The organism is Corynebacterium sp. HMSC055A01 (assembly GCF_001809405.1).
Lineage (GTDB): Bacteria > Actinomycetota > Actinomycetes > Mycobacteriales > Mycobacteriaceae > Corynebacterium > Corynebacterium hesseae.
In genome coordinates, this window is record NZ_KV797553.1 from 83,052 (window position 1) to 106,924 (window position 23,873).

General features: G+C 60.3%; 23 protein-coding genes. 20 read left to right on the forward strand and 3 right to left on the reverse strand.

Annotated features, from left to right (window positions below; translation table 11 throughout):
* The first annotated feature begins 255 nt into the window (after positions 1-255).
* From HMPREF2604_RS03410 to HMPREF2604_RS03450, 9 genes are all read left to right on the forward strand, one after another.
* On the forward strand, positions 256-843 hold the full coding sequence (locus HMPREF2604_RS03410) for a copper resistance CopC family protein (protein WP_070563226.1): 588 nt from the start codon (positions 256-258) through the stop codon (positions 841-843).
* A 77-nt stretch (positions 844-920) separates the two neighbouring features.
* Positions 921-1,616, forward strand: a complete 696-nt coding sequence (locus HMPREF2604_RS03415) for a copper chaperone PCu(A)C (RefSeq protein WP_070522073.1) — start codon at positions 921-923, stop codon at positions 1,614-1,616.
* A gap of 64 nt (positions 1,617-1,680) precedes the next feature.
* A complete protein-coding gene (locus tag HMPREF2604_RS03420; RefSeq protein ID WP_070529961.1) occupies positions 1,681-2,961 on the forward strand; it encodes a Dyp-type peroxidase in 1,281 nt (426 codons plus the stop codon).
* 93 nt (positions 2,962-3,054) lie between these two features.
* A complete protein-coding gene (gene thrS, locus HMPREF2604_RS03425; protein WP_070563228.1) occupies positions 3,055-5,118 on the forward strand; it encodes a threonine--tRNA ligase in 2,064 nt (687 codons plus the stop codon).
* A gap of 45 nt (positions 5,119-5,163) precedes the next feature.
* The gene (locus tag HMPREF2604_RS03430) at positions 5,164-5,742 is read left to right on the forward strand and encodes an ATP adenylyltransferase (protein ID WP_070563231.1); all 579 of its coding nucleotides are present in this window, start codon (positions 5,164-5,166) and stop codon (positions 5,740-5,742) included.
* Positions 5,735-6,370, forward strand: coding sequence for a phosphatidylinositol phosphate synthase (gene pgsA / locus HMPREF2604_RS03435; RefSeq protein WP_070529965.1), 636 nt, complete (start codon positions 5,735-5,737; stop codon positions 6,368-6,370). The genes HMPREF2604_RS03430 and pgsA overlap by 8 nt, the downstream gene beginning before the upstream one ends.
* A 63-nt stretch (positions 6,371-6,433) precedes the next feature.
* Positions 6,434-7,336, forward strand: a complete 903-nt coding sequence (locus HMPREF2604_RS03440) for a phosphatidylinositol mannoside acyltransferase (protein ID WP_070563234.1) — start codon at positions 6,434-6,436, stop codon at positions 7,334-7,336.
* A gap of 18 nt (positions 7,337-7,354) precedes the next feature.
* On the forward strand, positions 7,355-8,455 hold the full coding sequence (locus HMPREF2604_RS03445; RefSeq protein ID WP_070563237.1) for a glycosyltransferase family 4 protein: 1,101 nt from the start codon (positions 7,355-7,357) through the stop codon (positions 8,453-8,455).
* Positions 8,456-8,914: a LemA family protein gene (locus tag HMPREF2604_RS03450; RefSeq protein WP_070563239.1), complete on the forward strand. Its 459-nt coding sequence runs from the start codon at positions 8,456-8,458 to the stop codon at positions 8,912-8,914. It abuts the gene before it with no gap.
* Here HMPREF2604_RS03450 and HMPREF2604_RS03455 read toward each other — a convergent pair.
* Positions 8,899-10,101, reverse strand: a complete 1,203-nt coding sequence (locus tag HMPREF2604_RS03455; protein WP_083299159.1) for a diguanylate cyclase family protein — start codon at positions 10,099-10,101, stop codon at positions 8,899-8,901. The genes HMPREF2604_RS03450 and HMPREF2604_RS03455 overlap by 16 nt on opposite strands.
* Before the next feature lie 52 nt (positions 10,102-10,153).
* The gene (locus tag HMPREF2604_RS03460) at positions 10,154-10,636 is read right to left on the reverse strand and encodes a DUF3817 domain-containing protein (RefSeq protein ID WP_070563344.1); all 483 of its coding nucleotides are present in this window, start codon (positions 10,634-10,636) and stop codon (positions 10,154-10,156) included.
* 101 nt (positions 10,637-10,737) lie between these two features.
* On the opposite strand from HMPREF2604_RS03460, the gene HMPREF2604_RS03465 reads away from it, so the two are divergent.
* Together HMPREF2604_RS03465 and HMPREF2604_RS03470 are read left to right on the forward strand one after the other, a co-directional pair.
* Positions 10,738-11,604, forward strand: a complete 867-nt coding sequence (locus HMPREF2604_RS03465; RefSeq protein ID WP_070563248.1) for an acyl-CoA thioesterase — start codon at positions 10,738-10,740, stop codon at positions 11,602-11,604.
* Between the two features lie 129 nt (positions 11,605-11,733).
* Positions 11,734-12,489 carry a YebC/PmpR family DNA-binding transcriptional regulator gene (locus tag HMPREF2604_RS03470; protein WP_070529978.1) on the forward strand — a complete coding sequence of 252 codons (756 nt, stop codon included), beginning with the start codon at positions 11,734-11,736 and terminating at the stop codon, positions 12,487-12,489.
* Between the two features lie 6 nt (positions 12,490-12,495).
* Here the strand turns inward: HMPREF2604_RS03470 and HMPREF2604_RS03475 are convergent, their stop codons facing one another.
* Positions 12,496-13,191, reverse strand: coding sequence for a nitroreductase (locus HMPREF2604_RS03475; RefSeq protein ID WP_083299160.1), 696 nt, complete (start codon positions 13,189-13,191; stop codon positions 12,496-12,498).
* A 156-nt stretch (positions 13,192-13,347) separates the two neighbouring features.
* On the opposite strand from HMPREF2604_RS03475, the gene ruvC reads away from it, so the two are divergent.
* From ruvC to HMPREF2604_RS03520, 9 genes are all read left to right on the forward strand, one after another.
* Positions 13,348-13,959: a crossover junction endodeoxyribonuclease RuvC gene (gene ruvC / locus HMPREF2604_RS03480; RefSeq protein ID WP_070562988.1), complete on the forward strand. Its 612-nt coding sequence runs from the start codon at positions 13,348-13,350 to the stop codon at positions 13,957-13,959.
* A gap of 41 nt (positions 13,960-14,000) precedes the next feature.
* Entirely contained in the window at positions 14,001-14,609 is a 609-nt protein-coding gene (gene ruvA, locus HMPREF2604_RS03485; protein ID WP_070563251.1) for a Holliday junction branch migration protein RuvA, read from the forward strand.
* Positions 14,610-14,624: 15 nt separating this feature from the next.
* Positions 14,625-15,710: a Holliday junction branch migration DNA helicase RuvB gene (gene ruvB / locus HMPREF2604_RS03490; RefSeq protein WP_070522109.1), complete on the forward strand. Its 1,086-nt coding sequence runs from the start codon at positions 14,625-14,627 to the stop codon at positions 15,708-15,710.
* Positions 15,711-15,749: 39 nt separating this feature from the next.
* Entirely contained in the window at positions 15,750-16,082 is a 333-nt protein-coding gene (yajC, locus tag HMPREF2604_RS03495) for a preprotein translocase subunit YajC (RefSeq protein ID WP_070562995.1), read from the forward strand.
* Positions 16,083-16,268: 186 nt separating this feature from the next.
* Positions 16,269-18,116, forward strand: a complete 1,848-nt coding sequence (gene secD / locus HMPREF2604_RS03500) for a protein translocase subunit SecD (RefSeq protein ID WP_070563254.1) — start codon at positions 16,269-16,271, stop codon at positions 18,114-18,116.
* Between the two features lie 2 nt (positions 18,117-18,118).
* Positions 18,119-19,270, forward strand: coding sequence for a protein translocase subunit SecF (gene secF, locus HMPREF2604_RS03505; protein WP_070563000.1), 1,152 nt, complete (start codon positions 18,119-18,121; stop codon positions 19,268-19,270).
* 3 nt (positions 19,271-19,273) lie between these two features.
* A complete protein-coding gene (locus HMPREF2604_RS03510) occupies positions 19,274-20,884 on the forward strand; it encodes an ABC transporter substrate-binding protein (RefSeq protein WP_083299161.1) in 1,611 nt (536 codons plus the stop codon).
* Positions 20,881-21,435 carry an adenine phosphoribosyltransferase gene (locus HMPREF2604_RS03515; RefSeq protein ID WP_070522126.1) on the forward strand — a complete coding sequence of 185 codons (555 nt, stop codon included), beginning with the start codon at positions 20,881-20,883 and terminating at the stop codon, positions 21,433-21,435. Before HMPREF2604_RS03510 ends, HMPREF2604_RS03515 begins: the two co-directional genes overlap by 4 nt.
* Positions 21,436-21,469: 34 nt before the next feature.
* Positions 21,470-23,767, forward strand: a complete 2,298-nt coding sequence (locus tag HMPREF2604_RS03520) for a RelA/SpoT family protein (RefSeq protein WP_070563258.1) — start codon at positions 21,470-21,472, stop codon at positions 23,765-23,767.
* The last annotated feature ends 106 nt before the right edge of the window (positions 23,768-23,873 follow it).

Genomic DNA, 23,873 nt, shown 5'->3' on the forward strand with positions numbered 1-23,873 from the left:
TCGCGAGTTCGAGTCTCGTCATCCGCTCCACGTCGAGTGCCCCTCCACTATGGAGGGGCACTTTTCGTTTTTCTTGTTTGCCGGGGTGTATGGCTAGGGGCGGTCCAGGGAACTTTTCCGTCGCGTGCAACGACTACTTGGTAACCTCGCACAATCCGTGCGGGGTAAGGATTGGCTCGAGGATCCCTCCCGGCGATAGGATGAGGGAACCTTCAACCAAAAGTTTCATCAGACCATCAAGGAGTTGTTCTGGACATGCAGCTGCGTCAGGTCACCACAGGGATTGCTGCCGGGGCAGCCTGCCTCGCGGTCGGGCTGTCCGCGCCACTAGCGGCGGCGCATGACTCAGTCATAGGCGGCAACGTTGTGAGTGATGTGCCGCTGGAGGAATTTCCCCGCGAAATCACGCTGGAATTCTCTGGCATCCCAAAGGACAACTTCAACACCTTCGCCGTGAGTGATAAGACAAGCGGCGACGTGCTCTTTGACGCAACCCCGACCATTGACGGCCGAAACCTCACCGTCGAAGTCCCCCAGGACGTCGAGCCTGGTGATGGTGACTACCAAGTAGGTTTCCGCATTACGTCCTCCGATGGGCACTCCACACTCGGTTCCGTGCCATTTAGCGTGGCCTCCGGGGCTGGGGGAGATAAGACTGCAGATGCTTCTGCCGATGGTGCCAAGGAAAGCGACGATGCAGAAGGGTCTCAGGATCCCCTGAGTTCCTTGCCTACCGCGGCCAAATGGATCATTGGTGTAGGAGCAGTTCTCGTCGTTGGCGCAGCCCTTTTCGCCTTCGGAGCAAAGACCCGCCGCTCTGGTGGAGAAGACCCAGAAGGCTAAGCATCACACGGCTTTTGATGATGTGAGAGTCAATCCGCATTTTCCTTAACTACTGTTACTGCAGAAAGGCATGTCACATGCTGAATTCCCGTATTTTCCTCCGCGCTTCCGTGGTTGCCGTTGCTGCTGCCAGCCTTGCACTGGCAAGCTGCTCGACGAGCGAGGAAGATTCCACCGCAGCCCCATCGAGCGCTGCAGCCAGCGCTGAGAATGGCGCTGAGAAGGACAAGGAAGCTGCGACCAGTGACTCGGCTTCTTCCTCCGCTGAGTCCGGTGTGACCTTCGAGGATGCTGTCGTGCGTGCCATGGAGAAGGACTCGGATATGACCGCGATCTTCGGCACACTCCACAACCACACGGACAAGGACATCAACGTGGTTGGCTTTACCTCTTCGGTGAAGGCGGAGCACTACGAGATCCATGAGGTCGTCGATGGCGTCATGCAGGAAAAAGAAGGTGGATTTGATCTGCCCGCTGGCGAATCCGTTGAGCTCGCACCGGGTAGCTTCCACTTCATGCTGATGGGAGTTACAGAGCCCGTTATGGCTGGCGAGACCGCCACACTGACGCTGGAGCTTAGCGACGGCTCAACGGTCGACCTGGGCGACATCCCCGTGCGTTCCATCGGCGCAGGCGACGAGAACTATGGCGATATGGGCGGCATGGATCACGGCGACGATATGGACCATGGCGACATGAAGCATGGTGATCACATGGACCACTCAGAGTCCGCAGACATGTCGGGCATGAAGACGGAAGAGCACGCTCACTAGAAAAGCGTTCTCTGGGCCAAGGTAGGCAAGTTATCGGTTCTCACGAGATAGGGAGACATCAACGATGAGCGGGTTCGAGGAACCTGTCAGCCGGCGTGGATTGCTCGCCGGAAGTGCTGTGGCTGCAAGCGCGGTAGCGCTCGCCGGTTGCGCGAAGGGGGAGGAGTCAGGGCAGTCTTCGGCGGAGTCTGCAGACGCTTCCCAAGCAGCGCAGGCCGGTGATGCCGGAAGCACCGGGCCGGAGCGCCGCGAGGAAACCATGGGTGGCGATATCGTCGCTTTCGATGGCAAGCATCAAGCAGGCATCCAAACCCCGGTCCAGGCGCACGTGGAATTGGTCGGTTTCAACCTGAAGAAGGAGACCACCGCACGCGGCGCGGCCGCACTCATGCGTCTGTGGACGGAGGACGCTCGCCGCCTGTGCACCGGCGAGAACCCGCTGGGTAGCCTCGAGCCTGAATTGTCTACCACCCCGGCAAACCTCACCGTCACGTGCGGTTGGGGAGAAGGATTCTTTGACACGGTGGGCGTCGCCAAGCCCAGCTGGCTGCGAGATATCCAGGACTTTGAACACGATGATTTGCGCCCTGAATGGGGACAGACCGATATCGTCCTACAGATCTGCAGTGATGATGCCTTCACCGCGGCCTATGTACTGCGGCATATGACTCGTGCCGGTAAAGACTACGCCGACGTCGCGTGGATTCAACAGGGGTTTAGCCACGCTTATGGTTCCGCACCGAAGGGAACAACCGCGCGCAACCTTTTTGGGCAAAAAGACGGCACGGTCAACCCGCGAAGCGATGAAGATTTCAATGAGCAAGTGTGGATCGAGGACGGCCCCTTTGCCGGCGGCAGCGCCATGGTGGTTCGCCGCATCCACATGAACCTCGATACGTGGGAGCAACTTGATCGTGCTGCACGTGAAAACGCTACAGGTCGAGCGCTCGATACCGGCGCACCTCTAGGTGGCAAGGACGAGTTCGACGAGGTTGACCTGGACGCGCGAAACGAGTTTGGCCTCAAGGCTATTGATGAAAACTCGCATGTCGCCCGGGCACATCCTCCGGTCGACTCACCTCATCAGAAGCTGCTGCGCCGTCCGTATAACTACAACCTTCCGCCTTCCCCGGAGACCACCAAGCGCGGTGAACTCAGCAACGCTGGATTGATCTTCATTTGCTACCAGAAGGATCCTACGGCCCAGTTCGAGCCCATCCAGGCGCGCCTCGACAAAGCGGATCGCCTCAACGAGTGGATTACCCACATCGGCTCGGCCGTGTACTACATGCCTGCCGGAACTGAGGGCGAAACCTTTTGGGGCGAATCGCTCATCCGCAGTTAAGAGGGGTAGACTAAGCCGCTGTAACTTTCTCGTTGAGCGCTGCTCGGCCAGGTATGTCGAGCGGCGCGTGAGCGCAAAGGAGCGCAACAAGTCATGGCGGAAATGATTCCAGCAGTCCCGGTGAACTACGAGCCGATCACGGTCCCGGCCGGTACTGCCGTGGGAGCAGCGATGCGCGAGCATGAGCTGCCCAACAAGGGCCCCGAAGCAGTAGTCGTCGTCCGCGGCGCCGACGGTACTCTCTACGACCTTTCCCACACGCCGGACACTGACGCCGAGTTCACTCCGGTTGCTGCCTGCGAGGAAGACGGCCGCGCCGTTATTCGCCACTCCTGTGGGCACGTCATGGCCCAGGCCGTGCAGGCGGAGTTCCCCGGCACCAAGCTGGGCATTGGCCCGGCCATCGAGAACGGCTTCTACTTCGACTTCCAGACCGCAGAGCCCTTCACTCCGGAGGACCTCAAGGCCATTGAGAAGCGCATGAAGAAGATCATCAAGGGTGGCCAGCGCTTCGAGCGCCACGTCTACCCCTCCCCGGAGGAAGCGGAGCAGGCGCTTGCTGCCGAGCCGTTTAAGCTCGAGCTGGTCCAGGACAAGGGCAACGTGGACCCTGATTCCGATGAGGCTGCCGAGGTTGGTGCCGGCGATCTGACCCACTATGACAACGTCAACCCGCGCACCGGCGAGGTGGAGTGGTTTGATCTGTGCCGTGGCCCGCACGTTCCGACCACCAAGTACATTCCAGCTTTTGCCCTGACGCGTTCCTCTGCTGCTTACTGGCGCGGTGACCAGTCCAAGGCTGGCCTGCAGCGCATTTATGGCACTGCCTTCGAATCCAAGGAAGCACTTGAGTCCTACAAGACCATGGTGGAAGAGGCAGAAAAGCGCGACCACCGCCGCTTGGGTGCCGAGCTGGACCTGTTCTCCTTCCCGGATGAGATCGGTTCCGGTTTCCCGGTATTCCACCCCAATGGCGCTACCGTGCGCATGGAGATGGAAGAGCACTCCCGCCGCCGCCACATCGCTGATGGCTACTCTTTCGTGTCCACCCCGCACCTGACCAAGGGTGACCTGTTCAAGAAGTCTGGACACTTGGACTTCTACGCGGATGGCATGTTCCCGCCGATGCAGCTCGATGGCGAGTGGGATGAGGACGGCAATTGCACCAAGCAGCCGCAGGACTACTACGCCAAGCCGATGAACTGCCCGATGCACAACCTCATCTTCGCTTCTCGTGGCCGCTCTTACCGCGAGCTGCCGCTGCGCCTCTTCGAGTTCGGTACGGTGTACCGCTATGAAAAGTCCGGCGTTGTTCATGGTCTGACTCGCGCCCGTGGCTTCACCCAGGATGACTCCCACATCTACTGCACCCCTGAGCAGCTCGAAGATGAACTGACCAAGGTTCTGGAGTTCATCATTTCTCTGCTCAAGGACTACGGCTTGGACGACTTCTACCTGGAGCTGTCCACCAAGGATCCGAATAAGTACGTTGGCTCTGATGAGATTTGGGAGCGTTCGACGGCTATTCTGCAGTCCGTGGCGGAGAAGTCCGGTCTTGAGCTGGTTCCGGACCCGGCGGGCGCGGCATTCTACGGCCCGAAGATTTCTGTCCAGGCTCGCGATGCCATTGGCCGTACCTGGCAGATGTCTACCGTGCAGCTGGACTTCAACCTGCCGGAGCGCTTCGAGCTGGAGTACACGGCGTCGGATGGCAGCAAGCAACGCCCGATCATGATTCACCGCGCGCTCTTCGGTTCCATTGAGCGCTTCTTCGGCGTGCTGCTGGAGCACTACGCCGGCGCCTTCCCGGCATGGCTGGCCCCGCACCAGGTGGTGGGCATCCCGGTGGCGGATACCTTCGCCCCGCACCTCGAGAAGGTATGCGCCGAGCTGCGCTCCCGCGGCCTGCGCGCTGACGTCGATACTTCCGACGACCGCATGCAGAAGAAGATCCGCAACCACACCACCGGCAAGGTCCCGTTCATGTTGTTGGCGGGCGAGCGCGACGTTGAGGCAGACGCCGTGTCCTTCCGTTTCCTTGACGGCACGCAAGTTAACGGCGTGCCCGTGGAAGCTGCAGTCAACGTCATCGAGGCTTGGGTGCGTGAGCGCAACAACGATCAACCGACCAAGGAAACCATCGCCGAGCGTGTCTAGAGGCATGTGCGTCTAGACAGAGCTGAGAAAGGGAGCACACACAGAGTGGGAGAGTACGTCGATACCGGCCTGGGAACCCCCGACCGCTTAGAGCGCCTCTGGGCGCCGTACCGTATGAGCTACATCAAACGTGAGGGCGGCGCCGGCGACGTGCCGAAGGAAGCCCGTAACCCGTTCGTGGAGATCCCACAGATGTCGGACGAGGACGGGCTCATCGTTGCCCGCGGTGAGCTGGTCTATTGCGTGCTCAACCTTTATCCCTATAACGCCGGCCACATGATGGTGATCCCATACCGCCAGGAATCTGAGCTGGAAAACCTCACCGAGGAGGAGTCCCACGAGCTCTTCCAGTTCGCGCAGGCCGCTATCCGGGTCCTGAAGAAGGTGTCCGGCCCCGATGCCGTCAACGCTGGATTCAATCTGGGGCGGGCCTCGGGCGGATCGGTGGGGCAGCACCTGCACATGCACATCGTTCCGCGGTGGAGCGGAGATTCAAACTTCATGACTATTGTGGATGGCGTTAAAGTGCTGCCGCAGCTCCTCAAAGACACCCGTTCCCTTCTTGCTCAGGGATGGGCGGAGCTCGCCGCCGAAGGAATCATCTCAGGAGAAGCGCATGCTTAGTGTTCACGGGCGCAAACCCGCCGCCGTGGTTGTGGTCCCGGTGGCCAAGCTCTTCCTCAAGATGGGCCTGACCCCGAATATCGTCACCATTGTGGGAACGATCGTCACCATTGCCATATCAGTCATCCTCATCCCACTTGATCACCTCTTTGCCGCCGCGCTGTTGTCGGGTCTCTTCGCGGCCTTCGACATGCTCGACGGCACGATGGCGCGCCTGACCACGGGTGGATCCAACTTCGGTGCTACTCTCGACGCCTCCTGCGACCGCATTACCGACGGTGCCTTGTTCGCGGCGATCGCTTACTGGATGGTGTACGTCGATAACGCTCACCCCATCAACTTCGCCGCCTGCATGGTGGTGCTGGTTAGTTCCCAGGTCATCTCTTATGTCAAGGCGCGCGGCGAGGCTTCTGGTTTCAAGATGGTTGGCGGACTCGTCGAGCGCCCAGAGCGCCTCATCCTAGGACTCGGCGGCGTGGGGTTGGAAGGTTTGGGCGTGCCTTATGCGCTGGAAGTCGCCCTGTGGCTGCTGGCGGTGGGGTCTATCTTCACCATTTACCAACGCATGCGCCAAGCGGGGCGTCAGGACACCAAGGCGCGTTTCAAGAAGGAACTGAAGCACCTATAGCTCAACACCCGCTCCCACCGGAAGGTACCGTGCCCCCGGCCCGCACAGAAAGGCTCCTGAACCGTGGCTCTACTGGATCGTGACCGGCTGACCGCCGCCGCCTACATCGCGTGCTGGAAGGTCGTGCGCTTCCTCCCGCAGCCGCTCGCTGCTTGGCTCTTCGAGCGGGGCGCGGACTGGGCTAGCGACAACGGCAAGGGCATGGAGCAGCTGCGCCAGAACTTGAGCCGGGTTGTTGGGCCCGAAAACGTCACGCGGGAGCTGGTGCGGAACTCGATGCGCTCCTACATGCGCTACTGGCTCGAGGCCTTCCGCTTGCCGGCCATCCACTCGGACCCTGAACTGCAGAAGCGGTTGCTGGCTGGCCTGCGTGGCAAGGAGTACTCGGATGAGTCGGTGGCATCTGGGCGCGGCGTGATTTTTGCGCTGCCGCACTCAGGCAACTGGGACATGGCGGGCGTCTTCTGTGTGGGCCACTATGGCGGCTTTACTACGGTGGCTGAGCGCTTAAAGCCGGAGGCGCTTTTCGATGCCTTCGTGGACTACCGCGAGAGCCTCGGATTCACTGTTCTGCCGCTGACAGGAGGCAGCTCTTCGCCTTATCCGCGCCTCAAGGATGCCTTGGAACGGGGCGGGGTTGTGTGTTTGCTGTCCGAGCGTGATCTCACGCGCACCGGCGTGCCCGTAGACTTCATGGGCGAAGAAGCCAACGTTGCCGCCGGCCCCGCCCAACTCGCCATTGAAACAGGGGCGGCTCTCCACGTCGTGCACTCGTGGTTCGACGGCAAGGGCTGGGGGCTTTCCGTCAGCCCCGAGGTTGAGGTCACGACTCTTCAGGAGACGTGCCAGCGCCTCGCGGACGGCTTCGAAGAAAACATCCGGGCGCACCCCGAAGATTGGCACATGTTGCAACCGCACTGGAATGCGGACGTCGAGCGCCGGCGCGCTGCTCGCCACAAGAAGTAGAAAGGCAGAACACACTCCATGCGCATAGGTATTATCTGCCCCTATTCCTTCGACGAACCCGGCGGAGTTCAGGCCCACATCCTTGACCTAGCCACTGTCTTCATTGAGCAGGGGCACCACGTGGAGGTGCTGGGGCCGGCGTCGACAAGCACGCAGGTGCCCCGCTTTGTGCGCAAGGGTGGCTGGGCCGTGCCAATTACCTATAACGGCTCGGTGGCTCGCCTGTCTATCGGACCGCACGTGCGCCGCAACATCAAGCGCTTCATTCGCGAAGGGAACTTCGACATCCTACACATCCACGAGCCGAATTCCCCGAGCTATTCCATGGCTGCGCTGGCAGCGGCACGTGGCCCTATCGTGGCTACGTACCATGCTTCGGCATCAAGCTCCGTGGCGTTGACTCTGGCCAAACCTTTCCTGCGCCCCTACCTGGAAAAGATCCGGGGAGGCATTGCGGTTTCAGAGATGGCTCGCCGCTGGCAGGTAGAGCAGTTGGGTGGTGACCCCGTGCTCATTCCCAATGGGGTAGATACCTCTGTATATGCGCGCGAGCGTGCTCGTGCCGAGCATAAAGAGAATGATTCAGAGATTGAGATCGTGTTCTTGGGGCGTCTCGATGAGCCGCGAAAGGGCCTGGACATTCTTCTTGAGGCCCTCACCCTGCTCCCAGAGAAGGTGCGGGTGACAGTCATGGGCGGCGGTCATCCGCGGAGCGTTCCGGGAGTCGACTTTGTGGGGCGCGTCAGCGATGCCGAGAAGGCAGCCATTTTGGGGCGCGCCGATATCTACGTGGCTCCCAACACCGGCGGCGAGAGCTTCGGCATCGTCCTGGTTGAGGCAATGGCAGCTGGCTGTGCAGTGGTGGCTTCGGATTTGGAGGCCTTCGCTGCAGTGTGCAATGCCGACTCGGAAGAACCTGCAGGTGCCTTGTTCAGAACCGGCGACGCCACGGACTTGGCGCGCGTGCTGCAGGATGTAGTGAACGATACGAACAAGCGACAGGCCTTGATCAAGGCAGGAGTGGAGCGCGCCCGCGAATACGATTGGGATCATGTGGCCGCTGCCGTCATGCGCGTGTACGAGACTGTGGCGGATGGCACGAAAGTGCGGGTGTCTTAAATGCCGATTGAAGTTGTCATTGCTCTTGCCGTCCTCCTCATCCTGGGGATGTGGGCGCTCTATACGGCGCAGCGACTGAACTCCCTCCATATCCGCACCGACGCAGCCCTGGCTCAGCTTGAGGCCACGCTGGATCGCCGCGCGGCGGTGGTTAGCGCCCTAGCTCCCGAGCTCGAGGGCATTGCGGCGCGCGCAGAGGCGACGGAGCTTGCACAGGGGAGTTTCGATGAACGGGCCACCCGGGAGCGTGAGCTGTCGGCGGCCATCGCGCAGCGCTTTGAAGCGCGCCCAGCCGTGCTTGCCGACGCCGAAGGGCGCATCCACTTAGCTCACCGCTTCTACAACGAGGCGGTCAGCGATACCCGCGCGCTGCGCCTGCGCCCGGCCGTCAAGCTGCTGCGCTTGGGAGGCACGGCGAAGCTGCCGGAGTATTTCGAGCTGAGTCAAATTGAGGTGTGATCCACCTGGGACTGTTGAGCCCGCGCCACGCGGGACTCGAGGGAGTACCAGTACAGAGCAAAAGCGGTCATCGCCAAGATAAGGAGGTTGCGCAACACGAGTGCGTACACCGGGTTGAGGTTTTCGCCCACAAAGAACCAGATGTAGTCATAGCCATAGGGATAGATGACGGTTCCCAGGGCAGCTGTTCCCACGGCGAGTACCGCCATGATGGCGCGCACCCCAGCGATATTAGCGGCCTTGTTTCGGTAGGAAGCAGACTCCACGGGGACGGGGGAGCGGAGAGCCACCGCAAGAATCGGCCCAAGCCACACGATATATTGCGGAGAAAAGACCTTATTCGTCGCCATAAGCAGCAGGATTGCCGCGATGAAGAAAACAAGTGTGGAGCGTGGGCTCCAGCCGCCGCGCAGAAAGTGAGCGAGCGCTACTGCAATGATCCAGAGGAGCGCGGCACCCATCGCGATGGTGCTCACAGTAATCGCCGTATCGACACCAGGCCCGGAGATCTCAAAGCTTTTCGATGTTGCGTATTCCATCGTCCACACCCCAGGCTGGTGATGGGCTTGGTAGACGAACCAGGTGGCGGCTAGAGATTCAATCTGGAGGCCGCGTTGACCTTGATACGTCAGAGGAGAGAGCAACCTATCCACACCGGCTATCGCAGCTACACTGAGGCAGAGGGCGGCGAGGCTTCCGAAAAAAGCGGACAGCCGCTGCCAAGTACCACGAGAGGTTGCGCGTCCGACGAGCCCGGCAGCGAGGACTCCGGGCCACAGCTTGGCTGCGGTGGCCCAGGCCAACAAAGCCGAGGCAAGACGGGGGCGGGTGGCCAGAAGTGCGCCCGCACCGGCGACGAGCAAGGCGGGATAGAGGTCTAGCCGCCACGCGAAAACGTGGCCTGCCGCGGTGCCGAAAAACACCCAAAACCATCCGGCGCTATACGCTGCGGGGTTGTCGCGGTGATGGCGCAGGAGGAGGGCGAGGAAGGTGGCGTCGGCAAGCAGCACCATGGCTGTAAAACCGATGGCATAGCGCTCAAAGTCGTATCCAGTAAGCCACGCGAGCAGGACGCTGGGCCAGGTTCCGACCTGCGGATACTCCGTCATGTCTTGAGGATTATCGCCAAAGACGCCCTCGAGGTAATACCGAACGTCTCCGAGCGGGTCCGTGTCGTTGACGAGCATGTAAACGAGGAGAAGGCGCGCCAGGACCCAGCCTGCCCAAATGCTTGGAGTTTTAGCGATTATTTTCAATGGCGGACTCTACGTCAACGGGTGGTCCCAACATGAGCAGGATGCTAAACACAACGGCGACGACGAGTAGCGCGATGAGCGCGCTGCGCACCGGGTGGCGGATGACCTGTGCCAAAACCGAATCGAAGAAGCCGTGTGGCTGTGCGTCGTCGGCAAAGCGCCACGGCCCATCAACGAGTCCGCGCCGAGATACCCAGACCGCAAAGGGCAGCGCCGCGAAGGGGATGACGGTCACTACCAGGCCCAGGATTCCAACCCCCACCGGCCAGCGGTTGTTGATCCACACCAGGGCCGTCATGAGCAGGAAGCAGAGGAAGCCGAAGCCGTGGATGCCACCTGCAATCGGTGTGAGCGCCTCGGTGGTGCCGGAGTACTTGAGGATCATGGAGAGGATCAGCAGACCCCACGTGATCATTTCTAGGTAGGCGGCCACGCGGTGCACGCTGTGCGGGGTGGTTGAACTCATGCGGAACATAGTACGCAACTCCCAGGAGCAGATCAGCTCGTGAGTAGGATGGTCGGAGTGAGTGTGGCGGGCGCCATAACGGCGATGGAAATGGAGTAAAGATGGCATCGGTGGCTCAAGCAGTCGACATCGAGCGGATTGGCGATGACGAATTTCGCGCCCCCGCGGTTCCCTCGCTCATCGCTCGCACCTTTGGGGGACAAACCATGGCGCAAGCGCTTCGGGCGGCGCAGCTCACCGTTGATGACAAGTTGGCGCACTCCATGCACTGCTACTTCGTGGGGCCTGGTGACTCCAGTGCGCCCACAACCATCCGCGTGGAGCGGATACGGGATGGCCGCTCTTTTGCGCATCGCCATGTGCGCGTCTACCAAAAGGACCGCATGATCTTCATGCTCAGCGCTGGTTTCCACGCGTCAGGCGATGTTGGCCCGGAACATCAGGCAGGCATGCCGCAGGTGCCGCCGCCGGAGAGCATTACAGAATCCCCGTACTCCACCCGGATCATCTTGAAGGAGTGGGAAGACTGGGACGTGAGGCTGGTCCCCGACGCATCCCGCGATGCCGTCGCCGCGGAAACCACAGGCGCTGGGTTTCGAAATATCTGGTTCCGTAACACGGGTGCCTTGCTTGCCGACGCCCCCGATCCGTCCCTCCATCAAGCGGCGCTGCTCTACATGTCCGACATGACATTGATTCGCTCAGCGCTGCTCCCGCACCAAGGGGAGAGGATCCAACTAGCCAGCTTGGATCATTCATTGTGGTTCTTGCGTCCGGTCCGGGTCGATGAATGGATGTTGTACTCACAGTCGAGTCCCTCAGCACAGACCGGGACTGGTCTTGCACAGGGCAAGATATACAACCAACGCGGGGAGCTACTGGCGGTGGCCATGCAGGAGGGGCTGACGCGGACCATGCATCCTGAAAGTGAAGGCACCAGCGCCAACGGCAATTGGCAAAATGTGTGATGCTACAGCGAACCGACAGTTAGGAATGAGGCTTCCACGCGTACCCCTGTGCGGAGGTACGTGGCGTGAGGCCGTATAATTGCACCAGTTTCTAGCAATTTATTGCACAGCCATATCGAAAGGGATGACATGTCAGGCCACTCCAAATGGGCAACGACTAAGCACAAGAAGGCTGCCAACGATGCCAAGCGCGGCAAGGAATTTGCCAAGCTGATTAAGAATATCGAGGTGGCGGCCCGCACAGGCGGCGGCGACCCGGCGGCGAATCCCACCCTCGATGACATGATTAAGAAGGCCAAGAAGGCCTCCGTTCCGAACGACAACATTGAGCGTGCCCGCAAGCGCGGTTCCGGCGAAGAGGCCGGCGGCGCAGATTGGGAGACCATCATGTACGAGGGCTACGGCCCCAACGGTGTGGCCATGCTCATCGAGTGCCTGACGGATAACCGCAACCGCGCAGCCACCGACGTTCGTACCGCGATGTCCAAGAACGGCGGCAACCTCGGCGAGTCCGGTTCCGTCGCGTACATGTTCTCCCGCACCGGCTTGGTCATGGTGGAGAAGGGTGAGCTTAGCGAAGATGACATCCTGCTCGCTGTGCTGGAAGCTGGCGCCGAGGAGGTCAACGACAACGGCGAGAAGTTCGAGATCACCTGTGCACCGGGTGATGTTCCGGCCGTGCGCGAGGCCCTTGTTGCTGCTGACATCGAAGTTGATGACACCGACACCGATTTCCGCGCGTCCGTTGAGGTTCCGCTGCAGGCAAATGATGCCCGCAAGATCTTCCGCCTCATCGATGCGCTTGAGGATTCGGACGATGTCCAGAACGTCTACACCAACATGGACCTCAGCGATGAGGTTCTCGCCGAGCTCGACGAGGACTAAGGGCTTCTAGCTGAGCTTAAGGCCTTCCAGGCCATGTACCGTCACCGTCTCTGATAACGGCGCGCGCCCCGGGGCAGTCTTGAACACAGGGCTGGATTCATCGGCCACGCCGAAGGTGAGGGCGGTGACGAGCTTGTACTCCTCGTCCACCCCGAGGAATTCACGGACCGTGGGCGCGAGGAGTGAAATCATGCCCTGTGGGACACCGTGGTAGCCGTGTGCCTGCAGCGAGAGCAAAAAGTTCTCAGCATAGGTGCCTTGATCGAAGGCAGCGCGAATGCGATCACCCAGCGGTGGAATGAAAAGCAGCGCCGCGTGCGGGGCTCCGAAGAAGCGAAGGTTTTCGCGGATGAACTCCGTGCGCGCCTCTTTATCCTCGCGCGCAATGCTGAGCAGCCCGTACATCTTGGCGGCGAGCTGCTGCGAGCGTTGCGGGTGGACTCCCTGACCATAGTCAATCGTGAAGTCTGGATTAATTCCGTTCTTATCGAACTCCGCGATCAGCGCGGCGCTTAATTCTTTCAAAGCAGCGCCGCCCACGAGGTGTACGTTCCACGGTTGAGTGTTGGAATTGGAAGGCGCGGATTGGGCGTCGATAAGCACCTGCTCGATGACATCAGTGGGGATGGGATCCGGCAGGAACGCCCGCGGGGAATGACGGGATCGGATAAAGCCTGAATAGTCATTTGGTTGTTGAGACATGCGCGCCACTCTACCCGCGGTGATGAAGAGGAAACAGATGGGATGGGCCTGACTGATTTGGCAGGCATCGTTCGCAGGGCGCTGATTGCGCTAGAACACATGTGTGTACACTATGCCCCAGGCAAGTGAGTTCATCAGTAGGGCGAGGAGGCGGCCGTGAATTTGGAAGGGCTGCGCGTCATGGGTATTGATCCTGGATTGACGCGCTGCGGCCTGTCCGTTGTCCAAGCAGGACGTGGGCGCGCGGTTATTCCCATCGCAGTAGGTGTCGTGCGCACCCCCAGTGACAAAGAGTTGGGGGAACGCCTGAAGCGGCTATCTGTGGCGGTGAGGGAATGGATGGATGACTACCAGCCGCATGTCGTGGCGCTCGAGCGCGTATTCGAACGCGGCCAAGTGTCAACCGTCATGCAGACCGCTCATGCCGTCGGAGTCTTGGTGCTCGCGGCAGCAGAGCGCGATATTCCTGTGCACATGTACACGCCCTCCGAGGTGAAGAAGGCGATTTCAGGAAATGGGCGCGCTGACAAGAAACAGATGACAGCCATGATTACCCGTATCTTGGGGCTGAGTGAGGCCCCCAAGCCGGCTGATGCGGCGGATGCTTTGGCCCTTGCGGTCTGTCACTGCTGGCGTGCTCCAGCGCTGGCATGGATGAGTGGCGGTGACACGAGCGCCGGCATAGGGGCGGGCGCACGAACAAGCGGGGTACGGGGTTCTTCACCGCGTACCGCGTCTGTCTCTCGCGCGGCAAAGTCAACCTCTTAAGCTAACTGGCATAACCCTTCGAACCAAGGAATTTTTATTTAATGATTGCATCTCTGCGCGGAACAATCCTCGACATCCAGCTTGATCACGCCGTGCTCGAATGTGCCGGCGTGGGCTATAAGGTCCTTGCCACCCCGGCCACGTTGGGGACGCTCCAGCGCGGTGAAGAGGCCAGGGTTATGACTACGCTCGTGGTGAAGGAAGACTCGATGACGCTGTATGGCTTCACGAGCCACGAGGACCGCGACATGTTCCACGTGCTCCAGACGGTCTCTGGGTTGGGGCCAAAACTGGCCTTGGCCGCCCTGTCGGTGATGAGCGCCGGCGATTTAGCTCAGGCGATTGCGGGGGAGGAGACAGCACGCCTGCAAAAGATTCCGGGTGTGGGCAAACGAGTTGCACAACGATTGATTCTTGAGCTCAAGGACAAGGTTCAAGCTTTTGCTTCTGTGGATGGCGGCGATTCTTCGGTTGCTGCGCAGACCGCGTCCGGACCGGTTGTTGAGGATGTTGTTGAGGCGCTCGTCGGGTTGGGCTTTACGGACAAAATGGCCCGCCCCGTGGTGGAATCAGTTGTGGCTGAAAAACCTGAGGCGGCGACACCAGTGGTGCTGCGCGCAGCACTCAGCAAGCTGGGGTCCAAGAAATAGGGGAGAGTGGGTGACATGTCAGACGTAGAACGCACAGAATTCTCACTGCCGGACGGGGTGGAGCTTAACTCTCCACTCCAGCGCAACCAGGATATGGATGCCACCGAGCAACAGGGCGAGCACGATATTGAGCGCTCGTTGCGTCCGAAGTCGCTCGGCGAGTTCATTGGCCAGCCTAAGGTGCGCGAGCAGCTATCCCTTGTGCTTAATGGAGCGAAAAATCGCGGCGTAACGCCAGATCACGTGTTGCTATCCGGCCCTCCCGGACTGGGCAAGACGACGATGGCGATGATCATCGCCCAAGAGCTGGGAAGCTCGCTTCGTATGACCTCGGGGCCTGCTCTGGAGCGAGCAGGTGACCTGGCAGCGATGTTGTCGAATTTGATGGAGGGCGATGTGCTCTTCATCGACGAGATTCACCGCATCGCCCGCCCGGCTGAAGAAATGCTCTACATGGCGATGGAGGATTTCCGTATTGACGTCATCGTGGGCAAGGGCCCAGGGGCTACCTCTATCCCGTTGGAAATTCCGCCTTTTACCCTGGTGGGGGCGACTACTCGCGCCGGAATGCTGACCGGGCCGTTGCGTGATCGCTTCGGCTTCACCGCGCAAATGGAGTACTACGATACCGAGGACCTCACCCAGGTCATCACCCGCGCAGCGCGAATCTTGGAGGTTGACATTGACCAAGATGCTGCGGTGGAGATTGGATCTCGGTCGCGCGGAACTCCGCGTATTGCCAACCGCCTCCTGCGCCGCGTCCGTGACTACGCCGAGGTCAATGGGGATGGTCACATCAATGTTGGCGCAGCACAAGCAGCGCTGCGGGTTTTTGATGTGGACGAACGTGGGCTGGACCGCCTTGACCGTGCGGTACTCGAGGCTCTCATTAAAGGGCACGGTGGTGGCCCCGTGGGAGTCAATACTCTGGCCATCGCGGTGGGCGAGGAGCCGTCGACAGTGGAGGAGGTGTGCGAGCCGTACCTCGTGCGCGCGGGGATGATCTCGCGAACGGGCAGAGGCCGTGTCGCGACTGCGGCGGCATGGCACCACCTAGGCCTTGAGGCGCCCGAGGGAACGGTGGGCGGGACCCTCTTCTAATTGGCCCAGAGACGGGGAGGTCTGGCACACTGACCACTTATGAACGGAACCCAGATTCTTCTACTCCTCGTACTCGCAATTCTCGTTATTTTGCCGAGCTTTATGTCAATGCGCGCGCAGCGCAAGCGCCAGGCACAGATGCAGGAATTGCAATCCTCCTTGAAGCCTGGCCAAGAGGTGATTACCGCCGGCGGCCTGCACGGCACCGTGGTAGAAGCCGGTAAGCAGCAGGTTGATTTGCGCGTTAAGGACGGCACCGTGATTACCTTCGACACGATGGCTATCGTGCGAACTGCTGAGCAGGCTGGCACGGTCAACGATGCGCCGGCTGAGGCGGAGGGCGACAACGACGAACGCTTCCCGAAGCTCTAATTCGAGTTGCGCTCGTCACACTGCGGGCGCCTCACCTTAAGCCTGTTAAGGAAAACCGCGGTCCATGACGTACGATGGTGGACTGTGCTCTAGTCATGGTGGCATCATGGCGCTCAATCGCGTCGTGGAGATGGCTACCATGACCTATGATTTTTAGCCCTGTTCCACACAACACAGGAGAACTTTGTGTCCGCTTCGAAACGTGGTGGCGTTAGCAGCCGTCAACGGCAATGGCCTAAGCGCGCGATAGCGCTGTTTGCGCTCATTGTCATCGTGATTTACGCACTGATATTTCTGACCGGTGATAAGTCGCCTACCCCAAAGCTCGGCATTGATCTACAGGGTGGTACTCGCGTAACCCTGGTTCCGCAGGGTGAGGACCCAACCCAGGAGCAGCTGCAGCAGGCGCGCACCATCCTCGAGCAGCGTGTGAACGGCATGGGTGTTTCCGGCTCTGAGGTCGTCATCAGCGGCTCTAGCTTGGTGATTACTGTTCCGGGCGAAGATGCTTCCCAGGCGCAGGCAGTGGGCCAAACTTCTCAGCTGCTGTTCCGCCCGGTGGGCGAGCAGCCCATGCCGGATATGGACAAGCTTGAGAAGTCCATGACTGATACGGCTAACCGCTGGGTCAAGTACGGAGTCGTGACGCCAGAGCAGGCCAATAAGGCGCTGGCCTCCATCCACGATGCGCTCAACCAGAACGCAGATGCAGCCGCCCAAGGCGGGGAGAAGAAGGACGATAAGAAGTCTCCGGCTCCTACTGTGAGCGAGAAGCCGCTTCCGGCCCCGGCGAACTCTCTTGAGGAATCTGAGCGCCGCGATAAGGTTACTGAGGTTCTGCTTAAGGACCGCCAGTCTGAGGATCCCACCCAACAAACGGCAGCACTGGGCTTGATGACGTGTGACGCGGAATCCGACCCATTGGCCGGAACCGATGACCCGGCAAAGCCGTTGGTGGCTTGCGACTACTCTAATAAGCAGCCCTACCTGCTCAAGCCAGCTCCGCTTCTGGACGGTATTGAGGATCCGAACGGAACCCGTCTGACTGGTAACGAGATTGATAGCAACTCTCCGATTCAGGGCGGCCTGAATTCCCAGACCGGCCAGATGGAGATCAGCTTCGCCTTCAAGACCGGCGATGGCCCCAATGGCTCGCAGACGTGGTCCACCTTGACCCAGGAGTACCTGCAAAAGCAGGTGGCCATCACCCTCGACTCCGGCGTGATTTCTGCTCCGGTAATCCAGGGCGCGACCCCGGTTGGTGCCGCTACCTCCATCACTGGTGATTTCTCTCAGGAGGAAGCACAGAACCTGGCAAATAACCTGCGTTATGGTGCACTGCCGCTGTCCTTTACCGGCTCCAATGGCGAGCCGGGCGGAACGGTGGAGACCGTGCCGCCGTCACTGGGCAAGGCCGCCCTTGAGGCAGCACTCATCGCCGGCATCGTCGGCCTGATTCTGGTTTCGCTGTACTCCATCTACTATTTCCGCGCTCTGTCTTCGGTGGCGCTGCTGGTGCTCGTCACCACCTGCGTCATGCTGTACGGTGCCCTGGTCCTGCTGGGTCGGTGGATCGGCTACTCGCTTGATCTTTCTGGCATGGCGGGCTTGATCATTGGTATTGGTGCCACGGCCGACTCCTTCGTTGTCTACTACGAACGCATGAAGGATGAGATCCTGGGCGGGCGCACATTCCGGTCTGCCACCCGCACGGGTTGGGAGCGCTCGCGGGCAACGATTGTCACGGGTAAGGCCGTGACGCTTATCGGCTCCGTCGTGGTGTACTTCCTCTCTATTGGCGCCGTCAAGGGCTTTGCCTTCACCATGGGCTTGACCACCATCTTCGACCTCATCGTTTCCTTCCTGATCATGGCGCCGCTGATGCAGCTCCTTGGCAGCCGCCCAGCTTTTGCCAAACCGTCGATGAACGGCCTCGGCGGCATCTACAACCTCGTGGAGGAGCGCCGCGAACGCGGCTTTTATGCCAAACCGGCCAAGAAACCCGTCGCTACTGCTACGGATGAGGAGAAGTAATCATGGCTGTCGAAACTACTAACCGCAAGATTTCCCGCTTTGACCGTCTCTACGTAGACGGCAGTGGATTTGACTTCGTAGGTCGGGCCAAGACCTGGTACACCATCGCCGGTGTGCTGCTCATCGCCTCCATCTTGGCTATTGCACTTCGTGGCTTCAATCTCTCTCTGGACTTTGAGGGAGGCACGAAGCTCAACATGCCAGCTGGGGATCTGTCCACCGAACAGGTAGAGGAAACCTTTACGGAGGCCACCGGTGTTACCCCAGAGCTGGTGCAGATCGTGGGCGCGGGTTCCTCGGAGACGCTGGAAATCACCTCCGAGCGTCTGAGCCAGGATGAGGTTAATCAGGCCCGCCAAGCCATCTTTGAGAAGTATCAGGTCAAGGATGATAACGGTAAGCCGAGCCCGGATGCGATTGGTTCTTCGACGGTGTCGGAATCGTGGGGCTCGTCGATTACCAAGCGCATGGTCATCGCGATGGCCGTATTCCTCGTGCTGGCCACCATTTACGTGGCGGTCCGCCTGCAGCGGGACATGGCCTTTGCGGCAATTCTTGCCCTCATTTTTGATGGTGTGTTCATTGCCGGTATCTATGCGCTCTTTGGCATCGAGGTGTCCCCGGCAGTCATCATTGGTCTGCTGACGGTGCTGACCTTCTCCCTCTACGACTCCGTCATTGTCTTTGACAAGGTGGACGAGAATACGACGGGATTGGAAGGCCAGCGCAAGAAGACCTATGGGGAGCTCACCAACTTGGCCATTAACCAGACGGTGATGCGTTCGATCTCCACGTCTATTATCTCAGCCCTGCCGATCATCGCTCTGTTCGTTGTCGCTGTATGGCTGATGGGTATCGGCACACTGCGAGATCTTGCTCTTGTGCAGTTCATTGGCGTTATCGAGGGCGTATTCTCCTCAATCTTCCTCGCTACGACGCTTCTGGTGACTTTGTCGAACCAGCGAAAGAGCGTGAAGAAGCACAACGCCGTGGTTGCCGCCTACCGTGCGGAGGGCGAGCCTACGGAGGCAGGCGAAGGCGATGCGGAAACGAAGGCTACGCGCACCGTCGTTTCCCCATCCGCGGCTTCGCATTCTGAGCCCGAGCCACCTACTGACGAGTCCGGTGGGGCGTCCTGGCGCCCCGGGCGTTAAGCCGTGCGTACATCTCCAGTCGCGGCACTGCTGGCCCTAGCCCTCACCGTGACAGCGTGCGGCTCTAATGAGGAGAGTGCGGGGGAGGACTCGTCCGCACCACGTTTCGCGGTGCTGAGCGATTCCCCCCTTGCTACTAGTAACGCAGCCTCCGCGTGGGGCGATGCCGTCGGGGCTGCCCAGCTAGCAAGCCGCGTCTATCCTGCGCTGTACGTACCGGGCCCAGCCGGGCAGATGGTGCCCAACTCAGATCTTGCCCACGCGGAGTATTTTGCTCCCGACGGCGATGAGACCGGGGCACACGTGGACTTCACGCTGACGGAGCAGGCTCGCTTCGCCGACGGCGAGGCAGTGACCTGTGACGATTACCTCTTGGCCTACACCGCTGGCCAGCTGAGTGAGACCTTTGGCTCCCACCTTCCGCTGATGGAAGAGGTCAGCGAAGTGGAATGCGCGCCCCGTAGCAAGAAATTCACCGTGTGGTTTACGCCCGATGCGGGGTCGCGGTGGCGCTACTTGTTTGGCCCCGGCACGGTTCTCCCAGCGCACGTGATGGCTAAGCGGGCGGGGATGAGCGTCGAAGAGCTTAACGCGGCGCTTCATGCTCAGGACATGGCAACCTTGCAACCAGTGGCGGAGGCTTGGCGCGATGGCTTTTCGACGGAACCGGGGCGTTTTGACCCGGACATGCAGGTTTCTTTCGGGCCATATCAGATTGACCGCGTCGAGGATGATGGCTCAATCGTTCTGACGCCGAATGACAACTACTACGGCGACAAGCCTGCCGTGCGTGAAGTAGTCATGTTGCCCAGCAGCGGGGATGCGGCAGCGTTTGTAGCCTCAGACGAGCTTCGCGTTGCAGAGTCACCCACGGCTTCACCCTCGTGGTTGGACCGCAATGCCGAGGGGAAGCCGGTGGACGTCAAGTCCGTAGCGGGTAGCCTGACTGACACTCTGGTCTTCTCGGAGGCTGGGATTTTTGCCCAGCCGTGGGCACGCGCCGCCTTCGCCGCGTGCGTGGATACGCAGCGCTTGGCGCAGGCCTCCTCCAAGGAATCAGGCGTGGATGTTCCTGCCGTCACCGTGCGCACGGTGCGCAACGATGATCCAGTTGCGGCCCAGATGGCCTCGCTAACAACAGTCCCCGTCGACAACGCAGCTGCGTCGGGTCTGTCCGGTTACACCATCGGTGTAGGCTACCTCGCTCCCAACCCTCGCTATAAGGCAATGGTTGAGCAGTTGCGCGCGGCCTGCGAGCCCGCAGGAATCACCGTGGAAGACCGCTCCGGAGACCGTGTTTCCCGCGAACAATTGTCCGCGGATCCCGCGACAGGCCAGCCGGAGATCGACGTCTACCTTGGGGCAGTAGATCCGATGCGTGAGCATTCCGCTCCCGCCTCCAGCGTGAAGAATGCGTCGGCATTGCGCACGTTGGAACAGGATTTGTGGGAGGAATTACCGTCTATTCCCATCTCCGCGCAGCCCCGGACCTTTATCACTGACCGCGCTGTGACAGGCGTGGTGCCCTACACTGGCCCTGCGGGTATCGGGTGGAACCTCGACCGTTGGAGCTATACCCCACAAACAGCAGCCGAAACTAAGGAAGAGTCGTGAGCGAGATTTACGTCGCAGCAGCACAAGCCTTGAAGGATAAGGTCCGCCTTGTCCAAGACTTCCCGGAGGAGGGAATCCTGTTTGAGGACCTGACCCCGGTATTGGCAGATGCGGAGTCCTTCGCCGCCGTGGTCGATGGCTTGGCTGAGGCCTGCAAGGAGCTCGGTGCCGATTTGGTCGGTGGCCTCGATGCGCGCGGGTTCCTTCTTGGTTCCGCCGTGGCGTACAAGTTGGGGGTGGGAATCCTCGCCATCCGCAAGAAGGGCAAGCTTCCGCCACCCGTGTTGACCCAGGAATATGAGCTGGAGTACGGCACGGCAGCGCTGGAGATCCCAAACAGTGGTATTGACATTAAGGGCAAGCGCATCGTGCTTGTCGACGACGTCCTCGCCACCGGCGGTACCCTCCACGGAGCCGCATTGCTGCTGGAATCAGCGGGCGCGGAAGTAGCGGGCAATGTCGTGGTTCTGGAGGTCAATGGGCTCCAAGGACGTGAGCGACTGCAAGGTTCCCCATTGATTGTGCTCAATCAGATGGGAGCAAAGGACTAAGGTTGTATGCCTAAGCTACTTCGCGGAGGCAGACATGACGACTGAAAAGCAGGACAAGACTGCGTGGCGGCCGGGCAGTGTGCGCGGCATGTCCGCCCGCTTGGCGCGCTCGCTGACGGGCGGACGCGTAAAGATCAATCCCGCGCTGGACCCGTTGATGTCTATCCACCGGGAGTTTCACCCGAAGGCAGACGCGGAGCTTCTCAACAAGGCCTATGCGACGGCGGAGCGGCTGCACGAAGGCGTATTTCGCAAGTCCGGCGAGCCTTACATCACGCATCCGCTTGCGGTGGCAACCATCGCGGCGGAGATCGGCATGGACACCACGACCGTTGCGGCGGCCTTGCTGCACGATACAGTGGAAGATACTGACTATTCGCTGGAGGACCTCACCCGTGATTTCGGTCCCGAGGTGGCCCGGTTGGTCGATGGCGTAACGAAGCTCGACAAGGTCGCCCTCGGCGCCGCCGCCGAAGCCGAGACGATTCGGAAGATGATCGTGGCTATGGCTACGGACCCGCGCGTGCTCGTCATTAAGGTGTGCGATCGCCTGCACAACATGCGAACCATGCGCTTCCTCCCGCCGGAGAAGCAGGCGAAGAAGGCACGGCAAACCCTTGACGTCATTGCGCCGCTTGCTCACCGCCTGGGCATGGCAAGCGTTAAGTGGGAACTCGAAGATCTTGCTTTCGCGATTCTGTATCCCAAGAAGTACGACGAGATCGTGCGCATGGTGGCAGATCGCGCTCCCTCACGCGATAAAGCGCTTAAGGAAATCAAGGCCCAAGTAAGCCAAGCCCTCAAGGCAAACGGCATTCAAGCCGAGGTAATGGGGCGCCCGAAACACTACTGGTCGATTTATCAGAAGATGATCGTTCGTGGGCGTGACTTTGCGGAGATCTTTGATCTCGTCGGAATCCGCATCCTCGTCGACGACATCAACTCCTGTTACGCCGCCATCGGCGTGGTGCACTCGTTGTACCAGGCTCTTCCGGGGCGCTTCAAGGATTACATCTCCTCGCCTCGCTTCGGCGTCTACCAGTCGCTGCATACCACCGTTATCGCGGACGGCGGCTCCACACTTGAGGTGCAGGTGCGCACGCACGAGATGCATTACAACGCCGAGTTTGGCGTTGCGGCACACTGGCGCTACAAGGAGACCAAGGGCAGGAATTCCGGCCACCAAGAAGAAGTGGATCAGATGGCGTGGATGCGCCAGCTGTTGGATTGGCAGAAGGAAGCCGCCGATCCCAACGAGTTCCTGGACTCTCTGCGTTATGACCTGACCGCCAAGCAAATCTTTGCGTTTACCCCGAAGGGTGACGTGATCAATTTGCCCGCTGGTTCCACCCCCGTGGATTTCGCCTATGCGGTGCATACGGAGGTAGGCCATAGGTGCATTGGTGCCAAGGTCAACGGCAAGCTCGTGGCATTGGAATCGGAGCTGAAATCCGGCGATAAAGTTGAGATTTTCACCTCCAAGGATCCGAATGCGGGTCCCTCGCGGGATTGGCAGGAGTTCTTGGTCTCGCCACGGGCTAAGACGAAGGTGCGGCAATGGTTTGCCAAGGAACGCCGCGAGGAGCACCTCGAAGCCGGGCGGGATGCCTTGGCCGCCGAGGTTCAGCGTGGCGGTTTGCCCATGCACCGGCTGTTCACCGCTAGCTCGATGAAGCAGGTAGCCGAGCAGCTGCACTACCCGGATGTGGATGCGCTCTATACCGCCATCGGCGCCGGCCATGTCTCAGCTCAGCACGTTGCCAACCAGCTCATGGCGCTCTTCGGAGATAGGGACGATGCAGTCGATGCCTTGGCTTCTCGTACCCCGCTCAGCGAGCTGGAGAATTCCCGCGCTCAGCACACGAAGGATTCCGCATCCGGCACCGGAATTTTGGTGGAGGGCAGCCCGGACGTCATGGCCAAGCTGGCGAAGTGCTGCCAGCCTGTGCCTGGTGACGCCATCTTTGGCTTCGTGACCCGCGGCGGTGGCGTGTCCGTGCACCGAGCTGACTGCACCAATGCTGAAAAGCTCAAGTCCGAACCCGAGCGCATGATGCAGGTGGAGTGGGCTGGCGGGCCGAAGTCTTCCGGTGCCTTCTCCGCGACGCTGCAATTAGAGGCCATTGACCGTCAAGGTCTGCTCTTTGAGCTCACCCGGATCTTTAGCGATCAGAGCCTCAACGTATTGTCGATGACCTCCAATCGCGGCGATGACCACATTGCGACAGTGCGCTTCACCTTCTCGGTCTCTGACACCAAGCAGCTGGGGCAGTTGATGACAACCCTGCGTAATACCGAGGGCGTCTTCGACGTCTATCGCGTCACAGCTTAAGGCATCACCCCTCAACCGGGGGTGTGTGGCTGAACGGGAGGTTGCGCCTGGGTGAAACTAGGGGAGATGTTTGGTGAACGCGCTGGTCGTGGCGTCAGCAAGCGCT